Origin of the sequence: Thalassobius sp. Cn5-15, from assembly GCF_022347685.1 — a bacterium.
Lineage (GTDB): Bacteria > Pseudomonadota > Alphaproteobacteria > Rhodobacterales > Rhodobacteraceae > Thalassobius.
In genome coordinates, this window is record NZ_JAKRGF010000001.1 from 921225 (window position 1) to 945464 (window position 24240).

The 24240-nt window shown below is 59.1% G+C and carries 24 protein-coding genes; 7 read left to right on the plus strand and 17 right to left on the minus strand.

From position 1 onward, the window contains the following. The first annotated feature begins 48 nt into the window (after positions 1–48). The 3 genes from MHM86_RS04400 (at position 49) to fliD (ending at position 4014) form a co-directional block, all read left to right on the plus strand. Positions 49–810, plus strand: coding sequence for a motility protein A (locus MHM86_RS04400; protein WP_239196256.1), 762 nt, complete (start codon positions 49–51; stop codon positions 808–810). A gap of 82 nt (positions 811–892) precedes the next feature. Then, complete coding sequence (locus MHM86_RS04405; RefSeq protein ID WP_239196258.1) at positions 893–2251, plus strand: OmpA family protein; 1359 nt, start codon at positions 893–895, stop codon at positions 2249–2251. 95 nt (positions 2252–2346) lie between these two features. Next, positions 2347–4014 (plus strand): flagellar filament capping protein FliD, encoded by a 1668-nt coding sequence (fliD, locus tag MHM86_RS04410; RefSeq protein ID WP_239196269.1) that lies wholly within the window; start codon positions 2347–2349, stop codon positions 4012–4014. Positions 4015–4212: 198 nt separating this feature from the next. Here fliD and MHM86_RS04415 read toward each other — a convergent pair whose 3' ends face one another. Further along, entirely contained in the window at positions 4213–5460 is a 1248-nt protein-coding gene (locus MHM86_RS04415) for an MFS transporter (RefSeq protein ID WP_239196271.1), read from the minus strand. A gap of 72 nt (positions 5461–5532) precedes the next feature. Between MHM86_RS04415 and MHM86_RS04420 the strand changes: the two genes are divergently transcribed. Next, on the plus strand, positions 5533–6399 hold the full coding sequence (locus MHM86_RS04420; RefSeq protein ID WP_239196273.1) for a LysR substrate-binding domain-containing protein: 867 nt from the start codon (positions 5533–5535) through the stop codon (positions 6397–6399). Between the two features lie 279 nt (positions 6400–6678). On the opposite strand, the gene MHM86_RS04425 is transcribed toward MHM86_RS04420, so the two are convergent. The 13 genes from MHM86_RS04425 to flgB all read right to left on the minus strand — a co-directional run bounded on the left by MHM86_RS04425 (position 6679) and on the right by flgB (position 19093). After that, positions 6679–7749: a sigma-54-dependent Fis family transcriptional regulator gene (locus tag MHM86_RS04425; protein WP_239196275.1), complete on the minus strand. Its 1071-nt coding sequence runs from the start codon at positions 7747–7749 to the stop codon at positions 6679–6681. 165 nt (positions 7750–7914) lie between these two features. Next, entirely contained in the window at positions 7915–8772 is an 858-nt protein-coding gene (locus tag MHM86_RS04430; RefSeq protein WP_239196277.1) for a hypothetical protein, read from the minus strand. A gap of 4 nt (positions 8773–8776) precedes the next feature. Then, on the minus strand, positions 8777–10051 hold the full coding sequence (flgL, locus tag MHM86_RS04435; RefSeq protein ID WP_239196279.1) for a flagellar hook-associated protein FlgL: 1275 nt from the start codon (positions 10049–10051) through the stop codon (positions 8777–8779). A 15-nt stretch (positions 10052–10066) separates the two neighbouring features. Next, entirely contained in the window at positions 10067–12394 is a 2328-nt protein-coding gene (locus MHM86_RS04440) for a flagellar basal body rod C-terminal domain-containing protein (protein ID WP_239196281.1), read from the minus strand. Next, positions 12394–12750, minus strand: coding sequence for a rod-binding protein (locus MHM86_RS04445; RefSeq protein WP_239196283.1), 357 nt, complete (start codon positions 12748–12750; stop codon positions 12394–12396). Before MHM86_RS04445 ends, MHM86_RS04440 begins: the two co-directional genes overlap by 1 nt. A gap of 32 nt (positions 12751–12782) precedes the next feature. After that, positions 12783–13916, minus strand: a complete 1134-nt coding sequence (locus MHM86_RS04450; RefSeq protein WP_370644030.1) for a flagellar basal body P-ring protein FlgI — start codon at positions 13914–13916, stop codon at positions 12783–12785. A gap of 52 nt (positions 13917–13968) precedes the next feature. After that, positions 13969–14637, minus strand: a complete 669-nt coding sequence (locus MHM86_RS04455; RefSeq protein ID WP_239196285.1) for a flagellar basal body L-ring protein FlgH — start codon at positions 14635–14637, stop codon at positions 13969–13971. Between the two features lie 11 nt (positions 14638–14648). Then, the gene (gene flgG / locus MHM86_RS04460) at positions 14649–15437 is read right to left on the minus strand and encodes a flagellar basal-body rod protein FlgG (RefSeq protein WP_239196287.1); all 789 of its coding nucleotides are present in this window, start codon (positions 15435–15437) and stop codon (positions 14649–14651) included. A 99-nt stretch (positions 15438–15536) separates the two neighbouring features. Next, positions 15537–16304, minus strand: a complete 768-nt coding sequence (locus MHM86_RS04465) for a flagellar hook-basal body complex protein (RefSeq protein ID WP_239196289.1) — start codon at positions 16302–16304, stop codon at positions 15537–15539. Positions 16305–16346: 42 nt separating this feature from the next. Further along, positions 16347–17597, minus strand: a complete 1251-nt coding sequence (locus tag MHM86_RS04470; protein WP_239196291.1) for a flagellar hook protein FlgE — start codon at positions 17595–17597, stop codon at positions 16347–16349. Between the two features lie 40 nt (positions 17598–17637). Further along, on the minus strand, positions 17638–18303 hold the full coding sequence (locus MHM86_RS04475; RefSeq protein ID WP_239196293.1) for a flagellar hook assembly protein FlgD: 666 nt from the start codon (positions 18301–18303) through the stop codon (positions 17638–17640). Further along, positions 18300–18704 (minus strand): flagellar basal body rod protein FlgC, encoded by a 405-nt coding sequence (gene flgC / locus MHM86_RS04480; protein WP_239196295.1) that lies wholly within the window; start codon positions 18702–18704, stop codon positions 18300–18302. Before flgC ends, MHM86_RS04475 begins: the two co-directional genes overlap by 4 nt. A gap of 5 nt (positions 18705–18709) precedes the next feature. Then, on the minus strand, positions 18710–19093 hold the full coding sequence (gene flgB / locus MHM86_RS04485; RefSeq protein WP_239196297.1) for a flagellar basal body rod protein FlgB: 384 nt from the start codon (positions 19091–19093) through the stop codon (positions 18710–18712). Positions 19094–19251: 158 nt separating this feature from the next. Here flgB and MHM86_RS04490 point away from each other — a divergent pair, with 158 nt between their 5' ends. Continuing rightward, on the plus strand, positions 19252–21792 hold the full coding sequence (locus MHM86_RS04490) for a hypothetical protein (RefSeq protein WP_239196299.1): 2541 nt from the start codon (positions 19252–19254) through the stop codon (positions 21790–21792). A gap of 27 nt (positions 21793–21819) precedes the next feature. Here MHM86_RS04490 and MHM86_RS04495 read toward each other — a convergent pair whose 3' ends face one another. Both MHM86_RS04495 and MHM86_RS04500 read right to left on the minus strand, forming a co-directional pair. Next, on the minus strand, positions 21820–22458 hold the full coding sequence (locus MHM86_RS04495; protein WP_239196301.1) for a tetratricopeptide repeat protein: 639 nt from the start codon (positions 22456–22458) through the stop codon (positions 21820–21822). After that, positions 22455–22841 carry a hypothetical protein gene (locus tag MHM86_RS04500; RefSeq protein ID WP_239196303.1) on the minus strand — a complete coding sequence of 129 codons (387 nt, stop codon included), beginning with the start codon at positions 22839–22841 and terminating at the stop codon, positions 22455–22457. Before MHM86_RS04500 ends, MHM86_RS04495 begins: the two co-directional genes overlap by 4 nt. 266 nt (positions 22842–23107) lie before the next feature. On the opposite strand from MHM86_RS04500, the gene MHM86_RS04505 reads away from it, so the two are divergent. Next, positions 23108–23626: a hypothetical protein gene (locus MHM86_RS04505; RefSeq protein ID WP_239196305.1), complete on the plus strand. Its 519-nt coding sequence runs from the start codon at positions 23108–23110 to the stop codon at positions 23624–23626. Between the two features lie 71 nt (positions 23627–23697). Next, a complete protein-coding gene (locus MHM86_RS04510; protein WP_239196306.1) occupies positions 23698–23892 on the plus strand; it encodes a hypothetical protein in 195 nt (64 codons plus the stop codon). An 81-nt stretch (positions 23893–23973) separates the two neighbouring features. On the opposite strand, the gene MHM86_RS04515 is transcribed toward MHM86_RS04510, so the two are convergent. Beyond that, positions 23974–24231: a hypothetical protein gene (locus MHM86_RS04515; protein WP_239196308.1), complete on the minus strand. Its 258-nt coding sequence runs from the start codon at positions 24229–24231 to the stop codon at positions 23974–23976. Positions 24232–24240: the final 9 nt, after the last annotated feature.

Here is a 24240-nt window from a genome sequence, read left to right on the forward strand (position 1 = left end):
GGTACGGCTCTTGCAGACCCAATCGCGTACAGTGATTGGAGCAATAGCATGGATCTCGCATCCCTTATCGGACTTCTGGGGGCATTGGGCATGATCGCCGGCTCGATGATCGCCGCAGGCGGTATCGGTCCTTTTATCGACGTCCCCTCCCTTCTCATCGTTTTCGGCGGTTCCTTCTTCGCCGTGATGTTCACCGCCCCGATGGGCACCTTCCTTGGCAGCTTTGGGTCGATGGCCAAAGCGTTCATGCCAAAGGCCCCCAAACACCCCGCCCTAGTGGAAACCATGGTGGAGCTGTCAGACGTGGCCCGCAAAGAGGGCATGATGGCACTGGAAAGCAAAGAGGTGCCGGACAAGTTCTTTGAAAAGGGTTTGCAGATGCTGGTGGACGGGGCGGATGAATCCAAAATGGTCAAGCAGCTGGAAGCAGAAATCAAGGCGATGAAAACCCGCCATGAAAATGCTCAGTCGGTGATCAAATCCTGGATCGACATCGCACCCGCGATGGGGATGATCGGGACGCTGATCGGTCTGGTGCAGATGCTTGGCAACATGGCCGACCCCAAGGCGATTGGCCCCGCGATGGCGGTTGCGTTGCTGACGACGCTTTATGGTGCGTTTCTGGCCAACGTGATCTTCGGCCCGATCAACTCCAAGCTGGAGGTCTACAGCGCAGATGAGGTGATCTACCGCGAATTGGTGGTTGAGGGTCTAACCAACATCGCCCGCGGAGAATCTGGGCGCAATGTGCAGGATCAGATGGTGGCCTCGCTGCCGCCCAAGGTCGCCGCCAAGATGTTAGCCGCTTAGCGATCCTAAATCCCCCCTGCCCGCCTGACACTGATCCGGCGGGCAACACCGCCCCTGATAAGAGACACCAAAGGCACGTATCATGGCAAAGAAACCCATCCCCCTTCCCGTGCTCCCGGTAGAGGAACCGAAACAGGAAGAACCGCCCAAGTGCCCGCCGGTGGGTGCGCCTGCGTGGATGGCAACCTTTGCCGACATCGCTATCCTGCTAATGGCGTTCTTCGTGCTTATTCTGTCCTTTGCGGAATTTAACCAGCCCAAGTTTAAAATGATCGCCGGCTCCCTACGCGAAAGCTTCGGTGTGCAGCGGGATATTCCAGTGGTCGAACAGCCGCGCGGTACAACTGTGCTGGAACTGAAATTCTCTCCCTCCTCGGAACCATCTATCACCAAAGAGCTGACGCAGGACACCACCACCACCGAGCAACCCAAGATACGGTCAGACGTGGATGATCAACAAAGCCGCTCGGATCACGATTCCAAACAGGCTGGCGAAGAAGGCAAAAGCGATGAGGAAAAGCGCGATGAAATGCGTCAAGAACTGGCGCAGCTGCTGAAACAGGCGCTGGAGCAGGGTGAGCTGACCGCTAAGGTCGAGGATGATCAGGTGGTTCTGGACTATCAGCCCGCCTCAGGTGGCGAAGGATCGCTGGATCAAACTGCATCAGGCGAAGGCGGCACTGATCAGTCGATTTCCGAAAACCGCTTCCTCGCCGAGGAACGTGCGCTGCAACAGCAACAGGCCCAACAGGCCGCCAACAATAGTGCGACAGATCAGCAGGACGGGTTGCCGCAAACGGATCCGCTGACCGGCCTGCCGCGCAGTGATGCCGACAGCGGCCTGCCCCAAACCGCCGACGCCACCACTGCCCAGCAAAGCGAAGAGGCCCTGATGGCCGAATTGATTGATCGTCTGAACGATGTGGCCCGCGACGCGATGCAGGCCACGGAGGACGGCGATCAGGGTGGGACCGCCGGGGATGGTGGCCGCGAACAGGCAGGCATTGCCGCTGAACGCCTGGCCGCATCGCTGCACCGTGAATTGGGCGAAGGTCTGGTTGAGGTGGAACAGCGCGACGGCAAGGTCTTTGTCACCGTGGGCGCAGGCGGCGCCTTCCCCTCCGGCACCGCAGATCTAACCCAGGGTGCACGAGAGATTATGGACCGTATCGCCTTTGCCGCGATGAATGATGCCTCCAGCATCACTGTCACGGGGCATACAGATGACGTGCCTGTCTCTGCCGGGTCGCAGTTCCGCGACAACTGGGGACTTGCCGCGGCACGTTCCGCCAGCGTGGTGCGCGAACTGGCCGGATCCGGTCTGATTGATCCGGCGCAACTGACCGCCACATCGATGGGCGAAAGCCAACCAGTTGCCGACAACGCAACTGCGGCAGGCCGCGAAGAAAACCGCCGGATAGAAATTGAGATCAGCTATTGATCCGCCACCCCACCCCCGCGCCGAAAGCTTGCGTGCGGGGGCGGATTTAAACAAAACACCACACCGGTCGTTTCTTAAGGAAACCGGAGAGCACCATGTCTGATATCCTATCAGCCCTTAATACCAACGGGTCGGGCCTGAACATCTCAGAGCTCGCACGCAATCTTGCCTCGGCCGAGGTAGAGCCGCGCAAAAACATTATTGAGCGTCGCCAGACAGAAACCGAGGTCTCGATCTCGGCGCTCGGCGAAGCACGGATGAAAATGCAGGAGTTGAACGACGCCCTCGGTGTGATCAGCCGCGACCCGATTTTGCAAACCAAGTCCTCAAATGATGGCATCAATGCAATTGTCGCCGACACCACCAAAGTCGAAGCCGGTAGCGAAAGCATCAACGTGCTGGCATTAGCACGGGAACAGGTGCTGGAATTCAAAGGTTTCTCTTCCGAATCTGCCACGGTGCAGGCGGGCACCGTCACGATTGATTTCGGCGTCTGGACCGCAGATGATCCGCCGGTCTTCTACGCAGGCGAGCGCCCCGGTTTTGACATGATTGTGCCCGAAGGTGGCACACTGCAGGATCTGGCGCAGCAATTTGACAGCATCAGCGGTGTCACCGCATCGGTGATTGATGTGGGTGACGGCACCTATACGCTGGGTATTCTGTCAGACACCGGCGGCCAAAACAGCATGCGTTTCACCGTCAATGCAACTGGTGCGGCGGCAGACGCGGCGCTGGCGGATCTGGATACATCAACCACCATCAGCGACCATCAGGTGCGCGCTGCCTCTGACGCGGTTCTGGAATACAACGGCATTCAGGTGTTCCGCTCGACCAACCGTGTGGACGATCTGATCGACGGCGTCGAACTGGAACTGCTGGGCGTGACCGGCGGAGCGGCCACCATCACCACCGACGTTGACGCCGAAGACATCTACGCCCGTGCCGAAGTGTTGATCGCCAAGGTAAATGAGACACTAGAATGGTTGGACGAACAGACCACCCGAGGCGTGATTGAAGGCACCGAGGCTGGCGCTCTTGCGGGGGAAAGCTCGATCGAGGGGATCAAAAATTCGCTCCGTTCCTATCTGCGCACTGAGATCGAAGGCTTTGGCGACGACAACGGCTATCTGTCTAACTTCGGCATCACCATGCAGCGAGACGGCCGCCTCGCGCTGGAGAAGGACAATCAGGACAATGAACTGATCAAACAGTATATCGCCGACGATCCACAACGTTTTGCCGCGCTGTTTGAATCGCAAGTCACAACCGACAATGGCGCCGTCACCGTGGCAGGCCGCCCAACGTCCACCGCGACCAGCGGCACCTTTGAGTTTACCCGCGACCCCAACACTGGCGACGCCTATCTGGGCACCGCCAAACTGGAAAGCCTGTTTCCAGGGGATGGCGTGACATTCTACATCGTGCCCTCGGGGCCGATGTCAGGCCTGTCGCTGACCGTGCCCGATGGCACCGACGAATTTGAACTGACCTACGGGCGCAACTTCACTTCGGGCCTGATTGAGCGGATCAACGGCCTCTTGGACAGCGACAATGCGCTCAGCTCCCGCGAAGCCGAACTGGAAGCGTCGGTCGAAGTGAACGAGCTGGAAATCGAGCGGATGGACGCCAAATACGAGGCACTGGAAGCCCGCTACCGTTCCCGTTTCACCGCGATGGAGCAAATGGTGACACAGCTCAACAGCACCGGTTCGTATATCACCGCCCTACTGGACGCACAGGCAGCTGCCGCGCGTGGGTAAATAGCACAAGCGGCTAGGTGGGCACGCCCCGCAGGGTAGTGTGTGTGACAGGCGAACAAAGTTTCTATAGCCGCCGCATCTACGAATGGCAACATTGGCCTGAACCGGTCATTTATTCCGATGACTAAATAGCCGTAGAGCGGGACGAAGCACCATTTCGCTGCAGCGGCCCCAAGGTCCGCTTTCGGTGAGATGCCTTCAATCGAGCCTCACTGTGGTATCGGCCTTGAGGCACAAATTCCAGTATCCGATCAACGCTGCTCCAATCACTGCCGCCATGCAGCCAAATGCAATCTGGAAGGCGTTTTCCTCGGTAACGCCGATACCACGCGCGAGGTCCAGTACGAGACCGAATGCAGTCTGCATCACCGGAATTGCTCCGGTCGCTATCAGGAGCTTGAGCGCATTTGCGCGGCCAAAAGCTGCGGCGGGAACTGCATCTCTGAGTTGGACCCCCAACGGTATGTAAAACTGCTGAAGGAAAACGGAGCCTCCCATCAAGATAAGCGCCGCCCAAACTGGCGGTGATGGTAATAACGCAAGCGTGACGAGACATGTCGCTGATCCAAGAGCCGTCAGTAAAACGACACCGCTACGCCCTCGCCCTATGCGATCTATCCGACCGAAGACGAAACCGGCTGCGATTGTCGTAGCGAACAATCCCATGAGAGCTTGGCCCGAAGTCTCAGGACTGAGGCCGTGAACATCCTGAAGATATGGCCCGCCCCAAAGTCCCGTAATCGTGACAATCGGCGCATAGGTCACTGCTCCGAGGCACAACACACCCCGGAGTTTGCGGCCTCGCAACAGAGCGAAGAAGCTAATATCAGAATGAGTATGGTCGGGTGATGCTGGCTTCGCGTCCGGCAATAAAGTGGACACAATGATCATCACAAAAACGGCCAAACCGGCACCAACACCGAAGACCAGCCGCCATGAAAAACTCTCGAGGGCAACGGCCAATGGCCAGGTTCCAACCAGACCTCCAATTCCGCCCAAAGTTACAAGGAGTCCGGAGGCATACCCATAATCTCCTGATGGCAGATTCTGTGCCAATGCCATCTGGACGCTTGCACCAGTCGCGGCAAGGCCTGCACCAATCAGAACGCGGGCTAAGATAAGTGTTGGCCAAGTGCCGTTGTTCAGATCAGGTGCAATCGCAAAGAGCGCAGTCCCGAGAGCGACAAGGGCAAGGGCGTAGAGCAGGACATGTCTAGGGCCGAAGCGGTCAAGCGCGACTCCAGCGGGCGCTTGAGATACCAAGGTAGCGGCAAACATGGCTGCAACCAACACACCCAACGCCGTCGCGGGAATACTCAAAGTCTCAGTCAGAACGGGTCCAAACACACTTCCCGATGCCCGTTGAAACTGCCCTAAGGCGAATACAGAAATGCAGGCGACAAGAAGCGGAATTGCATTTTTCGCAGAGTTCATCTCGGATTTCATGTTGCGGGTCTATCGCAGTCTCCGAGACCAAGATAATATCAATAAAATCTCAGATGATATAATGGTTGGATCATGTGTTATGTGCTCGATCACCGTCTCCTCCGTCATTTTGTTGCCGTGGCTCACGCGGGTGGGCTCAGAGCGGGCGCTTCCGCGTTGAACATGAGCCAACCGCCACTGTCACGGACGATCAGTGAATTGGAAGCTGGATTGGGGGTCGCGGTTTTTGAACGTTCGAAAAGTGGCGTATCACTTACCGATGCTGGCCGCATTCTATTGGAAGAGGCCGAAGATATTCTCGCTGCACTTGACCGCGCAGAAGCCCGCGTAAGCCGTATGGGGAGGCAGGCGCGGCCATTGCGCGTTGGTTTCGTGTCGGCTGCGCTTGATGCGCACTTGCCGGACCTTCTGTCGCGCATTGCCGGGAAAGGCTGGCCCGCCCCGCAACTCATAGAGGTTTCTTCCGACCCGCTGGCAAAAGCCATCGCGCGCGCGGAACTGGATCTGGGGTTTCTACACCCGCCTGTTGATGTCGCGGCGGGTCTTACCATTGCCCCTCTCGGTGAGGAGGGATTTTGCGTCGCCCTTCGGAAGGGGCACCCCTTGAGCGAATGCGACAGCATTCGGACATCTGATCTGACGAAGTATCCACTTGTCCTTTTCCCAAAGTCGCAAGGGCCGGTACTACATGCAGCAATCAAAGGAGCTATTGCTCCCGACAGCGATCTGGAAGTGGCGGCAGAGGCAGCACGCAGCCATACCCAACTGGCTCTCGTCGCTGCCGGAGCAGGGATTGGCCTGATTGGCGACTCTGTTGGACGAACGATCAGTTATGATGGCGTAGTAACACGCCGCTGGACTGATCGGCCAAAGGCGGTTGCACTACAAAACGCGATCTTGGGGGCGGACGCCTTAATGGCTGATCTCGGATACATCTGATTTCCCAAGACCGGACATTGGTGCGCCGTGCAGCATTGGTCACTCTGGGCTCGAAGCCGACATTTTCTGCACCATCACGATTGTCTGCTGGTCGAGTACAGCACCAAGCTTTGCTAAGTCCGCTTCCCGCGGGCGAAAGCTATTCAAACACCCAAAGGCATCAAACGAAACAAACCTACCGCCCCCTTCCCAAAAAAAGCCCCACCTCTTTGCAGAGGTGGGGGTGTCAGGTGACAAGTGCTGATGCAACCACGCATCAGCTAGGGGAAAGGGGTGGGATCAGGCGTTTTTGTTGATCCCGTATTTCTTGATCTTCTCGATCAGTGTGGTGCGTTGCAGGCCCAAAGCCTGTGCGGCGCCAGTCACGTTGCCTTCGACCTTTTTCAATGCCGCTTCGATCAGGCTGATTTCCAGATCCCGCAGGATCAGACGGATGTCGATCTGGCCAGTGTCTTCCAACATTTTCAACACCGCCGCCTGATCACCCCCCATGCCCATGCCGGGGGTCGCGCCAGCGCCCTGCCCGTCATTTTCACTGAGCAAGAGGAAGTTATCCACCTCTGCCGCGTGCAGCATGCGACCGGGGAACATCACGATCGCACGGTCAACGACGTTGCGCAGTTCACGAATGTTGCCAGGCCAGCTGTGGCCCTGCAGGCGTTCAATTGCGTCCATGGCAAAATGCGGCAGGTTGGCCTGCGGGTTCTGGCGGGTGTGGTCTTTCAGCATCCGGTCGATCAGTTCGGGGATCTCTTCCAGACGTTCGGACAACGACGGAACAGGCACTGGCAGCACGTTGATACGATAGTAAAGGTCAGCGCGGAATTTGCCCTCGGCCACTGCTTCGGTCAAATGGCGGTGGGTCGCGGTGATCAGGCGGAAGTTTACTGCGATATGTTCGCGACCGCCGACACGCTGGATTTCTCGCGCCTCTAGAACACGCAGAAGTTTTGCCTGCAATGCCAGTGGCATATCGCCGATTTCATCCAGAAACAGCGTGCCGCCATCAGCCATTTCGATCAGGCCGACGCGTTGTTCATCGGCGCCCGTAAAAGCGCCCTTTTCGTAGCCAAACAGTTCGGATTCCAGCAACTCCCCCGGAATGGCTGCACAGTTCACCGCCACCAGTTTACCCGCCCGCCCCGAGGCCGCATGAATAGCCGTTGCAGCGCGCTCCTTACCGGATCCCGTGTCACCAGACAGCATCACCGGCGCGTCACTGGGCGCCACGGCGGTCAGCATCTGTTTCATCCGCCGCGTCGCAGGGGCAGAACCGACAACATGCGCGTCGACCTCATAGAGGATCGGCGCTTCGGCATCGAAAAACAGGTTACTGTACTGGTTGGTCATAATTTGGTCTGCCTTGGGGTGTAAGACGCAACTGGGCCGCGTCTGATTTCCCTCTCAGACTAGTCAAAATGCCGACGTACCGCCACGTATCGGACGGCGACGTGACGCTCTCTTTCGGGCGCGCATACATACTTTGGTCTATGTTAATTCGGTCTATACTGCCTCTTAGCGGGCGAATTCACGGCGCAAGTGCTGGACCAAATCCTGACGGGCGCTTGACGCACGGCTGTAACGGTTTTGACGTTTCGTCTTTCGGGCGCTTGTCTGTAAGACGGTCAGCTCCGGGCGTGGACTGTCAGGAAGAACGACACTGCGCCGCGCGCCCATCCAGGCCGTCGGCGTTTTCGGCAAGCTGACCAGCACGGAATCCTGTGAATGCCGGCCTCTCCCCTGCCCACCGCGAGCCACCTGTGCCCCCGTCGCGCCAGCCGCCGTCGAGGCAACGAAAGAAGGCTGCACTTGTGGCAATCGCGCCAAGACGCGGTGTACGCGGCCAAGGTAAGCGGTGCCACGTGTCCGATCCGAGGAATGATAGTATTTCGTCGCCACCTCCCAGCTGCCATGACGATTTTTCAACCGTGTCAGGAACTTGGCAGCATAGGCGGTGTTAGCCTCAGGCGACATCATCTCTTCGACCGAGGCGAAGTTTTCCGCGTGCCAGCGATAGTTGATCTGCATGCAACCGACATCGACGTTGCGCACGCCAGCATCCAGCACCGCACGCAGTTTCGCCAATGCCTCTTCCCGCGTTTTGAAATAGTAGCCCTTGCCCTGCACATTCAGCGTCCAAGGCCAGCCGCGCACGCCGCGCTCGCCCTGCTTGAGCCCCGTCTCCACACGTGAAATCGCGGGCAGCAAGCCCTCTGGCAGTCCAAAACGCGCACCGGTCTGTGCCGCCATGCCTTCGCAATCGGGAACGCGGGCCAGCGCGGCGCTGCTGATTGCTGCCAGCGCAATCAGCAGCGCCGCGCCCTGCCCAAAACAACGCAGCACCACGTCCATACGCTGGCGTCTCCTGTTCATCCGGTTAGCCTAGAAAGTCAAACAGTGTGCGCGAGGAGATTTGCGCATAGGTCTGCTGCGCGGCCTCGCGACTCATCATCATTGCCTGCAACTCTGTCACGGCGGCCGCGATATCCAGACCCTCGTATCCGGCAAGAGCGCGCTGCACCATTTCGAACCGTTTATCGAGGCCAACCCGGTGGCGTTCGCCCACCTGTTGCAAAGCACCGATCTCCCCGCGTGCATCCGCAATGTGATCGAGGGTGGAGTTGATCTTGTCGATCATGGCGTTCGACGTCTCATCCGACGGCACAATGATGAAAGGTGTATCCGCATCATCGCCTGCCAGCGGGGTGATCTGGACCATGTTGTCGTGCCGGTTGTTGCCTGCGTTGATGTCGGTTTTACTGATCGTAATATCACCGCTCGCATCCAGCCGGATCGCGGTAGGATCTGCGGGATCAATCATCGCGGTGATGCCGGTGGTCGCGGTTTCTGCGTTGATCGCGGCGATCAGAGCGTCCTTTGACTGCGCCATATAGGGCGCTGAAATCTCTGCTGTGCCATTCGGACCTTCGATGGTCATACCCACCTGCCCAGTGGTGTCGCCCAGTTGCAGGCGCATCGCGTCGGGGCCAGTGATGCTATCGCGACGTGCGCCGCCACCCGGCGTCAGCGTATGGATCAGGTCATCTACGACAGAAAACAGATCGCGCACCTCCGGCCCATCGGCGCCGGGGACCTCAATCTCCATGAACAGTTCCTGGCCGTTGAGGCCCGATGCCATCATCGCGTTTTCCGACACGCGCAGCGTATGACGCCCACTGTCGCCCGCATAGACCACCCCATTCGGACCGTCGATAAAGGGATCACGGTCGGTCTTGTAACCCCCAAACAGGGCGCGCCCGGTGCTGTCGCGGCTTTGTGCCATCGACACCAGACTGTCGCGCAACTCTACCGCCTCAATGCGCAGGGATTCGCGTTCAGATGGTGACACCGATCCACTGGCACCACGAATGGCAATCTCTGACAGGCGATTCAGCGTTTTGCCAACTGTGCCCAGAACGGTATCGCCCATGGTCAGCCGCGCATCCGCCCGTTCCAGGTTTTCAGTAAACTGTTCCACCATCGCGCTTTGGTCGCGGGTGGCCGACATGTTGAGCGACCGCACCGGATCGACAGAGGCACGCGGGTCCGCCTTACCTTTGGCGATTTCAGCCTGCAGGTTGGAAATATCGGTATCCAGACGGGTGAAATGCCGTGTGGCCAGTTGGTGGTGTAGTGAGGTGCCGATGGTCATATCAATACCCTCCTATTACCGCAGCGAAGTCATCAGGGTCGAAAACAGCTCTTGCGCCACTGTCATGATCCGTGCGTTGGCCTGATAGGCCTGTTGGAATTTCATCAGGTTGGCCGCCTCTGTGTCCAGATCAACGCCCGCTGCCGCCTGATGGGCCGTCAGGGCAGCCTCATGCTGAGCCTCGGTCACCTCTTCTTTGATCTTGGCGGCAGATGTCAGCCCGCCCACTTCGGTGCGGATTTCGGTCAGAATAGAATGGAACCCGCCCAGACCGCTGGAATTGTCGCGGGTGCGCAGTGCCGCCAGCGCACTGAGGCCGCGCGCATCACCGGTGCCGGAACTGGACGCGGTGACATCAAACTGATCGCCCGTGGCATAGCCCGCCGCCAGTGTCAGATCAAAGCCCGCGATTTGCGCATTGCCGCTACCGTCCAGAATGCCGCCGCCCAAACGGTGACCAGTGGTCTGATCCACCACCGCAACTTCGCCCGTTGTGGCATCCACCACCTGTACCGTCACAGCGCGGTCGCCTTGTTCAGCCAGCGCGCCAGTGGTGACAGAGCCGCCAATTTCCAGATTGCCCGCGCCTGCAACCACAATCAGATCCTCGGCCGGCAGATCACTGAGACGGAGCCATTGCGTCGCAGCTGTACTGCCGTCCGTGGACAGTTTGGTGCCCAGATAGTTATTCGCCTGACCGGTCAGCGTGCTGTCATAAATCGCCCCGTCAGCAAAGCCGTTCGCCGTCGTCAGCAAAGAGGTCGCCGCCGCGCCGCTGAGAACAGGACCTGCGATTTGCGTGCCTTCGCGAGTGAACACCATAATATCAGATGCAGTGCCACTGCCTGCCAGCGATGCCAACGAAACCTCGGTGGCATCCGCAGGGATGATTCCGACCACGCCCGCAGACAGCAACCCCTGCGAGGAGCCATCGGTGGGCAACAGACTGGCCACAGTGGGCAGGCTGGTGAAACTTTCGTTTGCGGGTTCAGCGATCAGTGCGCTGGTGCCGGTGTTGGCCACATTGGGGCTGATCACCAGTGCCCCGCCTGATGCAATCTGGTCAGTGTCGGTGAGCAGAAAACGCATGTTTTCTGCCGATCCATGCGTCGGCTCCAGCGTGATCACATCGCCATCCACCGCCGCACCGGTAAGCTGCACCTCGACATTGCCGAGGCTGATAGAGGTGGTGCCGCTGCCAAGCAGGGTATTGCTGCTGTCATAGGCGTTCCATGCACCTGCGGTGCCGTCATAGACCAACTTGATGGGATCGGTTGGTGGGGCCTGCCCCTCCACCTCTGCCGCAACAGCCAGTGTACTGCCCGCGTTGTGCGGGCTGGGCACCGCGTCCCACCCATTGAGCGAAAACATCCGCGCACCCGCCGCCCCGTTGCCATCGCGCGAGCTTTGGTGGATGACGTTGATCTGATCGGTAACTGATCCGGCAAAGCCCGCCAGATCCGACAATGTCGCCTGTACCGCGCTATAGGTGGCGTAGAGCCCGTGCAACTGCCCCGCCGAAGGCGAGCGGGTGATGGCATCCGCTGCCAGCGATCCAGCGGTCGCGCCACGCACATTGAGTGACAGATCCGCATTCAGCGTCAGACGCGCAGGTCCGTCTTGGCTCAGTAAGGTTGGGCCACCCGGCGCACTGCCAAGGGTAACGGTGGCCACGCCAATGTTGTTATATTCAACGCGAATATCGACCAGCTCTGACAGATCATTCAGCAGTTTATCACGGCGATCAAGCACCGCGTTATCTGCCCCGGGAACAGACGAAAGGCCCATCTGCGTCTGCAGTTTATGCGCCTCTTTCAGCAGGCCATTGATACGATCCAGTACCTGCCCGCCCTGTGCGTGCATATATTCGCCCAGGTCACGTACATCCGTGGCCATATCGGCAATCGCCGTAGCCAGCCCGCGCCCCGATTCCAGAACGACAGCGCGCATACCCTTATCTTCGGGGTTGGCGGCCAGTCCTTCGATCGCCTCGAAATAGCCCGACAGCATCTCCTCAACGCCCCCCGCATCGGGCAGCAGCCGGTTTTCCAATTGCTCCATGGCCGGATGCATGGTGCTGGCCGAGGCCACAGCCGATCCGGTGTTGCGCACCTGCGCCACCACCAGTTCGTCAAAGGCGCGGCGGATGTCGTCCACCAACACCCCCTGCCCACTGGCGTTGGCGTAAAACGGGCTACTGGCACTGCCGGCCGCCTCTTTGGTGATCACACTGCGCCGCGCGTAGCCGTCGGTATTGGCATTGGCAACGTTTTCCGATGTCACCGTCAGCGCGGCGCGGAACGCCATCATGCCGGAACGGCCGATGTTCAAAATATCTGCCATCAGTCAGCTTTCTTTACCAGGGGTGCGAATTGCCGCACGATTGCATCCGCCAGACCTAGTCCGGCCTGGTTGGCAGCATTCTCGGTCAGGGTTTCATCCAGCATGCCCTGCATGCGCTCTACCCCGCTCCCCCCAAGGAGGTCATCGCCCAGCGAGGCTGCACGCCCCGCCTTCAGCATCTGTTGCAGAAACAACGCCTCAAACCCTTCGGCGGCCTGACGCATACGCGGATCTACCGCACCGGTGTCAGAAGCGCCCTCTGCACGACGGGCCGCAGCGGCCTGCGCGTTGTGGCGGTGCACTTCCAGCGAACTGGAGATGTCCATCATCGGGGCAGAAGGGAGAGAGACTGACATGAAAACTAAACCTCTTTCTTATACGACGCGCATCAGATCACGATCAGTTCCGCGCGCAGTGAACCGGCGCGGTGCAGCGCCTCTAGGATGGCAACCAGATCTGCCGGGCTGGCGCCCACTGCATTGATCGCATCCACCAGCGAGCTGAGACTGACACCAGGGTCAAAGATAAAGGCAGGCGCGTTTTCCTCGGTGATCATGATGTCGCTGTCGGGGGTCACGACAGGTTCGCCCGGCGCAACAATCACGTTGTCACCATTGGCCACCACGCTGGCACCGCCCTGATCAACGTTAAAATCCTCATTCACCCGTACGGTAAGCGATCCATGACTGACCGCAGAGGGCGTCACGCGCACCGATCCGCCAATCACAACGGTGCCGGTGCGGGCGTTCACGATCACCTGCGCTGCCGCTTCGGCTGGTTGCACCTCGATGTTTTCCAACAGGCCCATGAAGGCCACACGCTGTGCCGGATCGGCAGGCGCGCGCACACGAACAGACGTACCATCCAGCGCCACCGCAACACCTTCACCGAACATTTCATTCACCGCATCAACCACGCTGGCCGCGGTGGAAAAGTCAGAGCGATTGAGGTTCAGAACCAGATATTCCGCTTCAAGAAATGGGGTTTCCACCATGCGTTCAATCGTTGCACCACCGGGCACACGGCCCACGGTGGGCACATTGACCACCAACGACGATCCATCACCGCCCTCAACCCCCAGACCACCAACCACAAGGTTACCCTGCGCAATGGCGTATACCTCACCGTCGGCACCCATCAAGGGCGTCATCAACAGCGTGCCCCCTTTCAGCGATTTCGCGCGCCCTGCGGTGGACACGGTCACATCCAGCGATTGACCGGGCTTCATAAAGGGGGGCATTTCCGCCGTCACCATCACAGCGGCGGCGTTTTTGGTATCCAGATCCCCCGGTCGCGTGTCCAGCCCAAGACGAGAGATCAGCGATTGCATCGACTGCTGCGTCAGCTTTGAACCGCCATCGCCCGTGCCCGCCAGGCCCAGTACCAGACCGTAGCCCACCAGCGCGTTCGACCGCACGCCTGCAACCGAGGCCATATCCTTGATCCGGTCGGCCATAGCGCCACCCGCAGATGCAAAAATGCAAAGACTGGCGACAAATGCGCGGATGATTTTGCGTGTCATGGGGAAACCCTCTGTTCTCTTCGTGCCCGATCCGTGGTCCGTTGCGGCCGGATCAGATCGGCGAAACCGCGTCAAAGCCACGGCGCAGCCAGCCCTTCTTGCCGGTGTCCGCCACATCGCCTGCACCGACATATTTGATCTCGGCGTTGGCCAGGCGATTGCTTTCGACAGTATTATCGGCACTGATGTCGGCCTGACGGACAATGCCGCGCAGGCGGATGTATTCATCGCCGTTATTCAGCGTCATCTTCTTCTGACCGATCACCTCAAGGTTGCCACCGGGCAGCACCCGCACCACCGAAACAGACATGCTGCCAGTGAGGGAGTTCGACTGCGACGCACGACCATTGCCATTGAAAGTCTTGTTCGTGCCTGCAGTCAGCTGTGAATCATTGATATTGAGGATGCCGGGGGTGTTCACCTGAAAGGCGTCCGCCTTCGACGAGGATGCATTCTGCGCCTTGGAGGCCTGGAACTTCTCCTGCAGCACAACGGTCAGGATATCACCTACCTGAGAGGCGCGGCGGTCGGTGGCAAAGAGCCCCATCTGGCCGCCATTGAAAATCGCGCCACTGGCCAGCTGTGCGGTGGGTTGTGGCAGCGGCTGTTGATAAACAGGCGCCCAATCGCGTGAGGCGGCGGCTTCTTGTTCGACGGTGCAGCCCGCGACGGTCAGTGCGGCGGGCATCATGCCCAGACAGATGATTTTGCGAAAGTTCATCACAACGATCCTCAGAGTTTGTTCGACAGGTAGCGCAGCATCTCGTCCGTGGCCGAGATCGACTTGGAGTTCACTTCATAGGCGCGCTGCGCCTCGATCATCTCCACCAGTTCCTGCACAACGTTTACGTTTGATGCCTCCAGCTGGCCTTGCAGCAGACGCCCCGCGCCTTCGACGCCGGGGACCGAAACAATCGGTTCACCGCTGGCCTGACTTTCGACCGAGAAGTTTTCGCCGATCGGCGTCAGACCACGTGGGTTCACAAAGCGGGTGACCGAGATCTGGCCCAACTCCTGCGGTTCCACATCGCCGGGGGTGGTGGCACTGACGATCCCATCCGCCGAAATCGAGATATTGGTCGCATCAGACGGAATGGTGATTTCGGGCTGCAGGATATAGCCCGACGAAGTGGTCATCACCCCATCTGCATTCATGCCAAAGCTACCGTCGCGGGTGTAGCCCATGCGACCATCCGGAAGCAGCACCTCAAAGAAGCCGTTGCCGTCAATGGCCAGATCCATCGCGTTGTCGGTGCTCATCAGGTTACCCTGACTAAAGGTCTTTTCGGTGCTGACCAGACGCACCCCCGTCCCGATGGACGAACCAGAGGTCAACTGCGTGCTTTCAGAGGTTTGCGCACCCGCCGGACGCCAAGTCTGGTAGAGCAGCGTCTCAAAGTTGGCACGATCCCGTTTGAAGCCAGTGGTGTTCACGTTGGCCAGGTTGTTCGAAATCACCTGAATCCGGGACTGTTGGGCGTTGAGGCCGGTTTTGGCCACGTGCATCGCGCTGCTTGACATGCCTGTCCTCCTTTAGGGTGGTGGCTGGAACCTATTCTTACCCAAAGAGGTGCAAGGCCCGTGCCAATCCCCGCCAGAGGCGCGACTTAAGCGATGATTTTAGCTGTCAGGAGAACGCAGCAGGCGGGCGGAGGATTCATCCAGCTTCTGTGCGTTGGACACAAAGCGGATGTTCAGCTCGAAATTGCGCTGCATGTCGATGGAATTTATCAATTCCTCGACCGTGTTGATGTTGCTGCCTTCAAGTGAGCCTTGATTGACCTTGGCCAACTGATTGGGGAAAGGCACCTCGCCATCGGGGTCACGGATCTGGCCATCTGGGCCTTTGCGCAGCACGGTGCCCTCTTCGGGCACCACGGTGGCGATGACACCGGCCAGAACCGGTTCGGCGCCGGGCTGTGCGTTTGCCGGCACAATCCAGATCTCGCCAATGTCGGTGATGGTCAGGTCGCGGTATTGTTCCAGCTGGATCGGGGTCATGGTCTGGTCAAGGATCGCATCCCCTGCCCCGTTGACCAGCGTGCCCTCCACATTGCGACGCAGGTCGCCGCGCCGGGTCAGGGCAACATCGCCGTCACCATCGGGCATGGAGAAGAAATAGCCTTCATCGACGATGGCCAGATCCAGTTCCGCGCCGGTCTGCTGCAACGGGCCTGAGGCCGAGGAAAACCCGGCCGGTCCCAGCTCTGTCTGGAAGGCGCGCACAGTGGCGGTTTCCATCGCGGTGGCAAAATAGGTGCGCCCTTCGTTGGGCAGATCGCGGCGAAAGCCCGGCACGTTCATGTTGGCCAGGTTTTGCGCCTGCGTGATCCGTTGATCGCGCTGGTTCGAAAGGGCATTGAGTGCCGTGTAGATCATGCGGTCCATATCAGTGCCCTTTCGTGTTTCGTGTCAGTGCCAGATCAGCGCTTAGGCGCGGATATTCATGATGGTCTGTGCCATCGACGAACTGGTCTCCAGCGCCTTGGCCGAGGCCTGATAGTTCCGCTGTGCGGTGATCAGATCCACCAGTTCTGAGGTGAGCGAGACGTTGGAAAGTTCCAGCGCGCCACTTTCGATATTGCCGAGGCCATCGGAACCAGCTGCACCATAAACCACATCACCCGAAGCATTGGTCGCCGCATAGCTGGCATCGCCCAGACTCTTCAGACCCTGCAGATTGGAAAAGTTGCCAATCGCCAGTTGGCCCAGCGCAATCGCACGGTCGCCCGCATAAGACGCCCACAGCAGACCGTCATCGCCGATCTCCAGCCCCGAGAGGCCACGCGGGCGATCGCCATTGTGGGCCGATGACTCCACCGAAAAGCTCTGATTGCTCATCTCGGTATCATCAAGGTTCAGCGCCATGTTCCAGTTGGTGCCAGAGAAGTTCATAGTCGAGAACGGTGCCGACGGATTGCCTTCGTCGTCAAAGGTGATGCTTGCAGGGCTCGCAGTCATCGTTTCGCCGTCAATCACCATACGCACCTCATACGACGTGGTGGGGGCCGCCAGTGTCGGATCGGCGGTGCGCACAAAATAAACCGCTGCGTTCACCGGATTGCCTTCGTCATCCATAACGTTAATCGGCGCCGTAGAGGCATAGGTGGTGTCATCCGTTGGATCAAAGGCAAGGGCCGAAGGCACCGCCGCCTGATTGCCATGACCTTCAGAGCCGAATTGCAAATTGACCTGCAAATCCACAATCGTCGTCTGGGTCGCCTCGCCATATGTTGAAGGCACACGAATACGGCCGATATCAGTCTGATCGCGGATACTGCCATCCATGTTGGTCGGAAAACCCTGCAGAAAGCCGCCGCCAGCGTTCACGATATACCCGTTCTGATCAACGCCAAAGGCACCAGCTCGGGTGTAGCTCATGTTGCCGTTCTGTACCGCATCCGACACGGTAAAGAACCCCTGCCCCTGAATGGCCAGATCCAGTGTATCCGCAGTTTGCGACACCGCACCTTGGCTGAAGCTCTGGCGGACGTTCTGTACGCGAACACCCGATCCCATCGCGGTACGCGATGCCGCATAGGGCGAGCGGGTGAAAAGGTCCGAAAACTCGGTCCGGCTGGCGCGGAAGCCGCCGGTGTTCACATTGGCGATGTTGTTAGAAGTGGCGGTCAAATCTGCCTGCGCGGCATTCAGACCAGACAATGCGATAAAGCTACTCATCTTTCGTCCTTTTCAGGTTTGATCCTTGAAGCACTGCACATCAGCGCAGGGCAGTGATTTCTGAACCCAGATACTGACCGTAATCCTGCACCTGCAGGATCATGCCGTTATTGGTGGGATCGATCTCGACCCCTTCGATCAGGGCATATAGCTGTACGCTTGCATCTTGCGTGCCACCTTCGTTGCTGATGGTGGCGGAAACGCGAATTTCGCGCCCGTCACTGGGTGCCTCGTCCCAGGAAAAATCGGCTTTGCCCGCGAATTGATCGCTAAGAACCTGACGATGCAACACCTCGCCAGAATTCGCATCCGTATAGGTCAGCGTCACCTCCGACCCGTTGTCAGGCACCAGAACGCGGCCATCCACACTGCCCTCATGGGCGCGGGTGGAGGACCCATTGATCAAAGCGCGCTGACCCAGCATCGAAGAAGCCTCGGAGATCATCGAGTTGCTCATCGCATTCGCAACGGAAGTCATCGTGGTATTGAGGTTCTCAATCCCACTGACGCTGGACATCTGTGCCAGCTGCGCAAGGAACTGTTCGTTCTGCATCGGCGACAGCGGGTCCTGGTTCTGCAACTGTTTGGTCATCAACAGCAGAAAGTCATCCGAACTCAGTTCTGTCTGACCGTTCGGTGTCGCCTTCCGGTTCATTTCATCAAAGGTCCGCAGACCGGCGGCGTTATTGGTGGTGTTTACTGTCATTGACCCATCCTTGTGGTTTTGGACATGAGGTTGCGCAGTGTTGACACCACCTCCAGCGTATTTTGGTACTGACGGCTGGCCTCCATCATCTCGACCATCTCTTCATCGGGATTGACGGCGGCCTGATAGACATAGCCTTCGCCATCCGCCAACGGGTGGTCTGGCTGAAAGCTTTGTGTTGGGGCACGGTCCAACTGCACGATCTCTCTCACATCCACGGTGGACAGACCGGTCTGTTGCATCTGATCGGCAAACTGCGTCTCGAACACCGGGCGCATCGGCTTATAAGCGCCTTCGCGGGTGCTGGAGACGGAATTCATATTGGCCATGTTAGAAGCCACGGTGTTCAACCGCAGCATCTGCGCACTCATCGCGCGGGCTGAAACGTCAAAAACGTTCATTCTTCTTACTCCCCTCTAATCGCGCCTTTAAGACCGCGGATTTTACGGTTCAGAAATTCAAGACTGGACTGGTAACGCAGGGTGTTCTGGGCGAACTCCATCTGCTCCACCGCGATCTCGACGGTATTGCCGTCCAGCGCCGTGGTGGTAGGCTTGCGGTAAAGCATGCCATCCCCTGCCCCATTCCCCACCGGCATATGACCTGCATGGGTCGTCTTCAGCTCACCCGCACCAATGGCGCTGCTAAGCGCAGAGCTGAAGTCAATGTCACGCGCCTTGAAACCAGGCGTGGCGGCATTGGCGATATTAGAGGCCAGAACCTCGTTTCGCTTTTCGCGCAGCTGCAGCGCCTGAGCGTGCAGGTTCAGATGATTGGCAATTGCAGACATGACTGACCTCACGGTTTCTGTGGGTTTCGGTTTTTATGACCCTTAAGCGTCGAGTGGCTGCAGTTGGCGCGATACTTGCTGATCTGTAGCAACTCCGGCAGGGCCGTTCGCCTGGATCCCTGCAAGGACAATGCCAAGCCAGCGAAACGAGGATAATCATGGCCCGCACCACCAAGCGCGCAAAACCCAAGGTTCCCCCGGTGATCACCAAGCTGTTGAAAACAGTGAACACCCTGTCTGTCGAAGAGGCGGTGGATGAGCTGCAGCTGGCCTGGGAAGAAGAACCTTCGTTGGACAAGAAACGCACCCTGATGAAGGCGCGGATCAAGCTGCTGGAGGACGCCCAGAAACCCAAGCGCGGTGGCAAGGGCGGCACAAGCTGGTTGATCAGTAAACCGGTGAAAGTGCCGGCGGGGTCGAAAAAAAGGGCCACGAAAGACACTGACGAAGAGGTTCTTGAGGCCGAAGAGGTCGCCGCGGCACGCAAGAAGGGCGGCACCGGCACGGTCACGGCATTGGACCTCAACGATCTGGGTGCCATGATGGGATCCAGCGAAGGCGAGGACGGGACAGACGGCAGCAGCGCGAACGAAACTGGCGCAGAAGGCGGCGAGGCCGCACAGTCGCAGGCCGGCGCAGGTGCTGCAGGTAACACTGCAGCTGCAAGGGGTGACGCCGCTGCCGGTGCAAATGATGCCATCGCAATGCCGCCGCCAGAAGGCGACCCGACAGCAGGCGGGGACGCAGAAGCCGCCGAAGCACAAGCCGCAGCAGAGGCGGAGGCCGCCGCCGAGGCTGCCGCTGCCGAAGCGGCCGCCGCCGAAGCAGAAGCCGCAGCATACAAAGAACAGCAACTGGATGTGCCTGACTATGCCAAGGATGAGATGTATCAGCAGATCTGGAAAGAAATGCAGCAGGAAGGCATCGACAAACTGACCAAGGTGCGCCTGTCAGAGGAAGATTTTGACGCCCGCCTTGAACAGGCGCGCAAGGATGCAGACTGGCTGGGCTTTGGCGCAACGCGCATGGGCGACACAGATTGGGCCAATGCCGCCAATTCCATCGTCTTTGACTGTGACAGCATCAATGCGGATTGGCAGCTGGACCAGCGCCTGAACAAAGGCATCACCGATATGACTGCCCTGCAAGGTGCAGATGCCCCCAATCTGCCAGATGTCGAGGTCCCCGAAGGCGCCGAAGAGGCCGCCGCGACACCCGACCCTGAACCTGAACCCGCCCCACAGCCTGAACCGGAACCCGAAGCGCCCGCCGCAGAGGAAAAGCCCGCCGCGAAACCAACGGAGCCAGTGCTGGACCCGATGGCCAATATGGATGCGCTGTTTGCAGAATTGGGCGACGGTGACGCAGCATCCGAACAGGCTGGCGATGCGCCGGAAGCCGCAAGTGAGCCCGAACCTGCGCCTGAGCCAGTCCCAGAGGCAGAACCCGAGCCAGAATCCGTGTCGGAGGCGGATCAAACGCCTGAACCGGACCAGACGCTGCCGGAGCCGACAAAAGAGGCCCCTCCGCCTGCCCCACCTTCTGCCCCGCAAGCCACTGACGATGAGACAGAAGGTGAGGAAGAGATCGTGGTGGTGTTTGACCCCACACCAATCTCTCGCTTCTCCGAGGATCATCAATATATGCAGATCTGGGAGGAAATGGTGGTCGAAACCCTGCAGGCGCTCGGACTGGCTGAGACATGGAAGGCCGAATTTGACGCCCGCTTGAAACGGGTTGACGACAGCGCTGCGCGCCTCCTTCATGCCGCGCGCCAGATGGAATTTGACGATTGGATCCACCTGTTAGAGGATTTCAATTTCGACCTGCCCGCAATTGGGGACGATGCCGCGCTGAACGCTGCCGTGGCCAAGATCCGCGGCGACCTGCAAGCCCTGCGCGGCGATAAACCAGAGGTGAGCCTGCCCGCAGAAGACACCTATCTCCCCCCCAAAGTCACCGCAAATCCGCAGACCGTAAGCGCACACAAAGAGGACGCCACTGCGGGTAATCCAGCGGCAGACATGCGCAAACCGCCCAAACCCACGGTGACTGACACCGATGAAAGCGGCCAGATCCGCGACGACTGGGAAAGCGAGGATTTCTGGTCATGGGATGACGAGGATGCCACTCCAAGCACCGAAACGCCGCCACCGGCAGAGCCAACGCCTGAAGTCACCCCCACGACAGTCGACGCTTCGGGCGCCCCCACGGACAACGCGGCGCCAGTTGACAGCTTTGATCAGGACCCGGGCTTCCGCGGGGTGTGGCAGGATATCGTGCAAGAAACCCTTGAAGGTCTGCGCATTCAGCGTGGCAGCGCCGCGCCTTTGGATGACCGGCTGAGCGGCGCCAAGGCGCAGGCGGATCGTTTGCTGCATGCGGCGGAACAGATGGGCTATGCGCCTTGGGTGGAGACGCTGAAAAGCTTCCTCACAAAAACACGCCTCATCGGTGAGGCCGTGATGTTGCAACAAACCATCGACAGTCTCTTGGCGGATCTGGAGTTGCTGCATTCAGGTGCAGCCGCCGTGAAGGATCTGTTGTCGCAGGGCGCGACTCAGGGTGCCGCTCAAACCCCACCGCCTGCCACCCCTGCAGTGTCGCGCACCAAAGAAGAGGCCCGCGCCGCCGCGCAATCGCGCAGCGGCAAGGCAACGCTGGATGATATCTACAAGTTCTTCCCGAAACCGGAATAGGGAGAAGGTGTGGTGTACGCTGTCAGGTCAGCTTTTATAACTGCACAGGTCAGGGTATCCCGCTCCGTGGCCGTCACACCATTGTTGGTAAAGGCTTGCCGCCTTCTGCTGCGCCCCCAGACGTGTTTCACGGTCCAGCTTGCGCCCTGTCACGTCACGCCACTTGCTGGCGTGGGGCACCTGCATTGCGGCCGCCATCGTGAACCAGACCAACGCCTGTTCATTGTCGGCCGGCGCAGCCACCTCCAGATAGGCCCGGCCCAAGGACAGCATGGCGTCTTTATTGCCGTTGTTCACCTCTTCCAGCAGATCCGTCTGCAGACGTTTTTGCACCTTTTCCAGCAGGCTTTCAGGCGACCCGTGTCCCAGATAGCTGGTCAGCGACTGCGCTTTGTGAACACCGGCAAAGCGCGCCTTCCACGCCCAGTAGAGCGCGGTTTCATCGTTTTGCGTCACACCAGAGCCCAGTGCATACAGCACCGCCAGATTGAACTGGGCCGGACCATTGTGATCATCCGCCAGACGCTGAAACATCTGCACTGCCTGCGCCGCCTGCCCTGCACGTGCGGCAGCGACCGCTTCGGCAAAGGCATTGGACTGCGCGGGCTGGGCCAGAACAGACAGGCTGACACACAGCCCCAGGATATGGGACCACCGCGATGTCATCTGCCCGCCATCATCACCAGTTGCAGATACATCAGGCGCTTGGGCAGCGCTCCGCGCACTTGTTCATAGACCACCACTTTGGACCGCTCACCGGGATCAGTTTCGACCGACACCAGAATATCTTCAGGCAGGTGAACGTGATAATCCGACAGCGTGTCTTTGGGCGCCAGATAAAACTCCTGACGGAACCCTTTGTCGATCCAGCAACGCGCCAGCGCGCGGCCCAAAATATCGGGCAGAAACCGTTCGACTTGCGAAACATTCGACAGGTGTGTCTCCTGACGCACCAGTTGAAAATCTTGATGTGTGTCTTCCGCGCCTTCATTCACCGTGCGATACCTGCCAAGGTTACGGGTGAGCGTGCGCACCTTTCTGGATGACATAAATTTATCCTTCTCGGAACAAAGCCCTTGCTGGTCATTTCTTTAAACGTCCCAAGGTCTGCCTGTCTTAGTACTTTATTCCTAAAAGCGCGGTTTTTTAGTCACATGCGCGCCAGTTGGCATCGCCTTTGCAACCCCGGTCCTTCGGCCAGTTATGACACGATGCAGGAAAATTTCTGCCGTGGTGACGGTTTGGCATCGACCTTGCTGACACAGGGGCAAAGCGCTGGTCCATCACCTGCGCCGTTCAGCAGAAGAGGTCCAAAATGGCCGAACCCGAAGTCGAAGACGAAGGCCCAAAGCCCCCAAAACCCCCGATCCTGCCCGGCGTGGCGGCTTTTAGTCTGCTGGTCGGGGCCTTTGCCATTGGGCAATTCACCATGACCACGCCCGAAGACGTCGCCCTGCCCGAACCAGAAATGGTGGACGAAGAGGTCGTCGAGGACGACGGCCCACCAGAGCGACGCTATGTGTCTTTTCCGGTCAGTTTGACGGTGAATGTGCCGCGCTGGGGAACCTTGCTGATCGATATCGGCATGGCGGTGAACGATGTCTTACCCCAGAATGTGACCGAGGCGTTTTTGACCGATAGCGCCCCCTTGCTGGGCCCGATGACCGACGCGATGGTGAAAGCGGTCGAAGATCCTGACGCCACCGATCTGGAGGCCCTGCAGCGCCTGCTGCCGCCGCTGTTGCGCGATGCGCTGAACGGCGTTCTTAGCACAGAAGATCTGATTGACCCGGTGCTGGAGGTTTATGTGCTGAAGCTGATCACCTCCGGCTAGAACCCGACGGTTTGGCACGAAAACTGCAACCGTCAGGTCAGGACAACACCAACCGCGCAAAGGAGACTAAAATGCTAGATCAGCAAAACCGGACCGACGCGACCCAAACAACCACTTCGCTCGACGGAATCGTGGTTGAGGTGGTGACCTATGACACGACAGGCACCGCCCGTCCTGCAACGCGCGCGACCCTGCACGATTATCTGCGCCCCTTCCGTGATGTGCCCGGCACTCCCCCCCGCCGCGCCCAACCACGCCTCGGCTAATCCCCCTAGCCACGACGCGCAGAAAAAACGGCGCCGCAGTGATGCGGCGCCGTTTTCTATGAAGCTGAGGATCGGTGAGGATCAGTGGCGTGTCGAATGCGCCCGGCGCTGCTGCGCCGCCTCCACCCGCACCATTTCAGCGCGGTGGGCCTTCAGGCGGCGATAGAACGCATAAGAACCGCCCAGCATAATCATCATGCCGATGGTCATCGGTGACGGCATCAACCCCGCCACTTTCTGCGCCTGCTCAGGACGCAGTCCAATCAGCAGGATCGCCACAAAGGCGCAGCCCAGATAGATGCGGATCAACTGGCATTTGCGGCAGGTGGTGGCGAACATCGAAGACTC

Excerpts from the sequence above, each read along its gene's own strand:
- flgG (WP_239196287.1), bottom strand. The coding sequence starts at position 15,437 with ATGTCAAGCAGCGCGATGCACGTGGCCAAAACCGGCCTCAACGCCCAA.
- MHM86_RS04415 (WP_239196271.1), bottom strand. The coding sequence starts at position 5,460 with ATGAAATCCGAGATGAACTCTGCGAAAAATGCAATTCCGCTTCTTGTC.
- MHM86_RS04450 (WP_370644030.1), bottom strand. The coding sequence starts at position 13,916 with ATGACACGCAAAATCATCCGCGCATTTGTCGCCAGTCTTTGCATTTTT.
- MHM86_RS04400 (WP_239196256.1), top strand. The coding sequence starts at position 49 with ATGGATCTCGCATCCCTTATCGGACTTCTGGGGGCATTGGGCATGATC.
- MHM86_RS04500 (WP_239196303.1), bottom strand. The coding sequence starts at position 22,841 with ATGTCATCCAGAAAGGTGCGCACGCTCACCCGTAACCTTGGCAGGTAT.
- MHM86_RS04505 (WP_239196305.1), top strand. The coding sequence starts at position 23,108 with ATGGCCGAACCCGAAGTCGAAGACGAAGGCCCAAAGCCCCCAAAACCC.
- MHM86_RS04420 (WP_239196273.1), top strand. The coding sequence starts at position 5,533 with ATGTGTTATGTGCTCGATCACCGTCTCCTCCGTCATTTTGTTGCCGTG.
- fliD (WP_239196269.1), top strand. The coding sequence starts at position 2,347 with ATGTCTGATATCCTATCAGCCCTTAATACCAACGGGTCGGGCCTGAAC.
- flgL (WP_239196279.1), bottom strand. The coding sequence starts at position 10,051 with ATGACCATCGGCACCTCACTACACCACCAACTGGCCACACGGCATTTC.
- MHM86_RS04425 (WP_239196275.1), bottom strand. The coding sequence starts at position 7,749 with ATGACCAACCAGTACAGTAACCTGTTTTTCGATGCCGAAGCGCCGATC.
- MHM86_RS04445 (WP_239196283.1), bottom strand. The coding sequence starts at position 12,750 with ATGTCAGTCTCTCTCCCTTCTGCCCCGATGATGGACATCTCCAGTTCG.
- MHM86_RS04495 (WP_239196301.1), bottom strand. The coding sequence starts at position 22,458 with ATGACATCGCGGTGGTCCCATATCCTGGGGCTGTGTGTCAGCCTGTCT.
- MHM86_RS04440 (WP_239196281.1), bottom strand. The coding sequence starts at position 12,394 with ATGGCAGATATTTTGAACATCGGCCGTTCCGGCATGATGGCGTTCCGC.
- MHM86_RS04465 (WP_239196289.1), bottom strand. The coding sequence starts at position 16,304 with ATGGACCGCATGATCTACACGGCACTCAATGCCCTTTCGAACCAGCGC.
- MHM86_RS04475 (WP_239196293.1), bottom strand. The coding sequence starts at position 18,303 with ATGACAGTAAACACCACCAATAACGCCGCCGGTCTGCGGACCTTTGAT.
- flgB (WP_239196297.1), bottom strand. The coding sequence starts at position 19,093 with ATGTCTGCAATTGCCAATCATCTGAACCTGCACGCTCAGGCGCTGCAG.
- flgC (WP_239196295.1), bottom strand. The coding sequence starts at position 18,704 with ATGAACGTTTTTGACGTTTCAGCCCGCGCGATGAGTGCGCAGATGCTG.
- MHM86_RS04490 (WP_239196299.1), top strand. The coding sequence starts at position 19,252 with ATGGCCCGCACCACCAAGCGCGCAAAACCCAAGGTTCCCCCGGTGATC.
- MHM86_RS04515 (WP_239196308.1), bottom strand. The coding sequence starts at position 24,231 with ATGTTCGCCACCACCTGCCGCAAATGCCAGTTGATCCGCATCTATCTG.
- MHM86_RS04470 (WP_239196291.1), bottom strand. The coding sequence starts at position 17,597 with ATGAGTAGCTTTATCGCATTGTCTGGTCTGAATGCCGCGCAGGCAGAT.
- MHM86_RS04510 (WP_239196306.1), top strand. The coding sequence starts at position 23,698 with ATGCTAGATCAGCAAAACCGGACCGACGCGACCCAAACAACCACTTCG.
- MHM86_RS04455 (WP_239196285.1), bottom strand. The coding sequence starts at position 14,637 with ATGAACTTTCGCAAAATCATCTGTCTGGGCATGATGCCCGCCGCACTG.
- MHM86_RS04430 (WP_239196277.1), bottom strand. The coding sequence starts at position 8,772 with ATGAACAGGAGACGCCAGCGTATGGACGTGGTGCTGCGTTGTTTTGGG.
- MHM86_RS04405 (WP_239196258.1), top strand. The coding sequence starts at position 893 with ATGGCAAAGAAACCCATCCCCCTTCCCGTGCTCCCGGTAGAGGAACCG.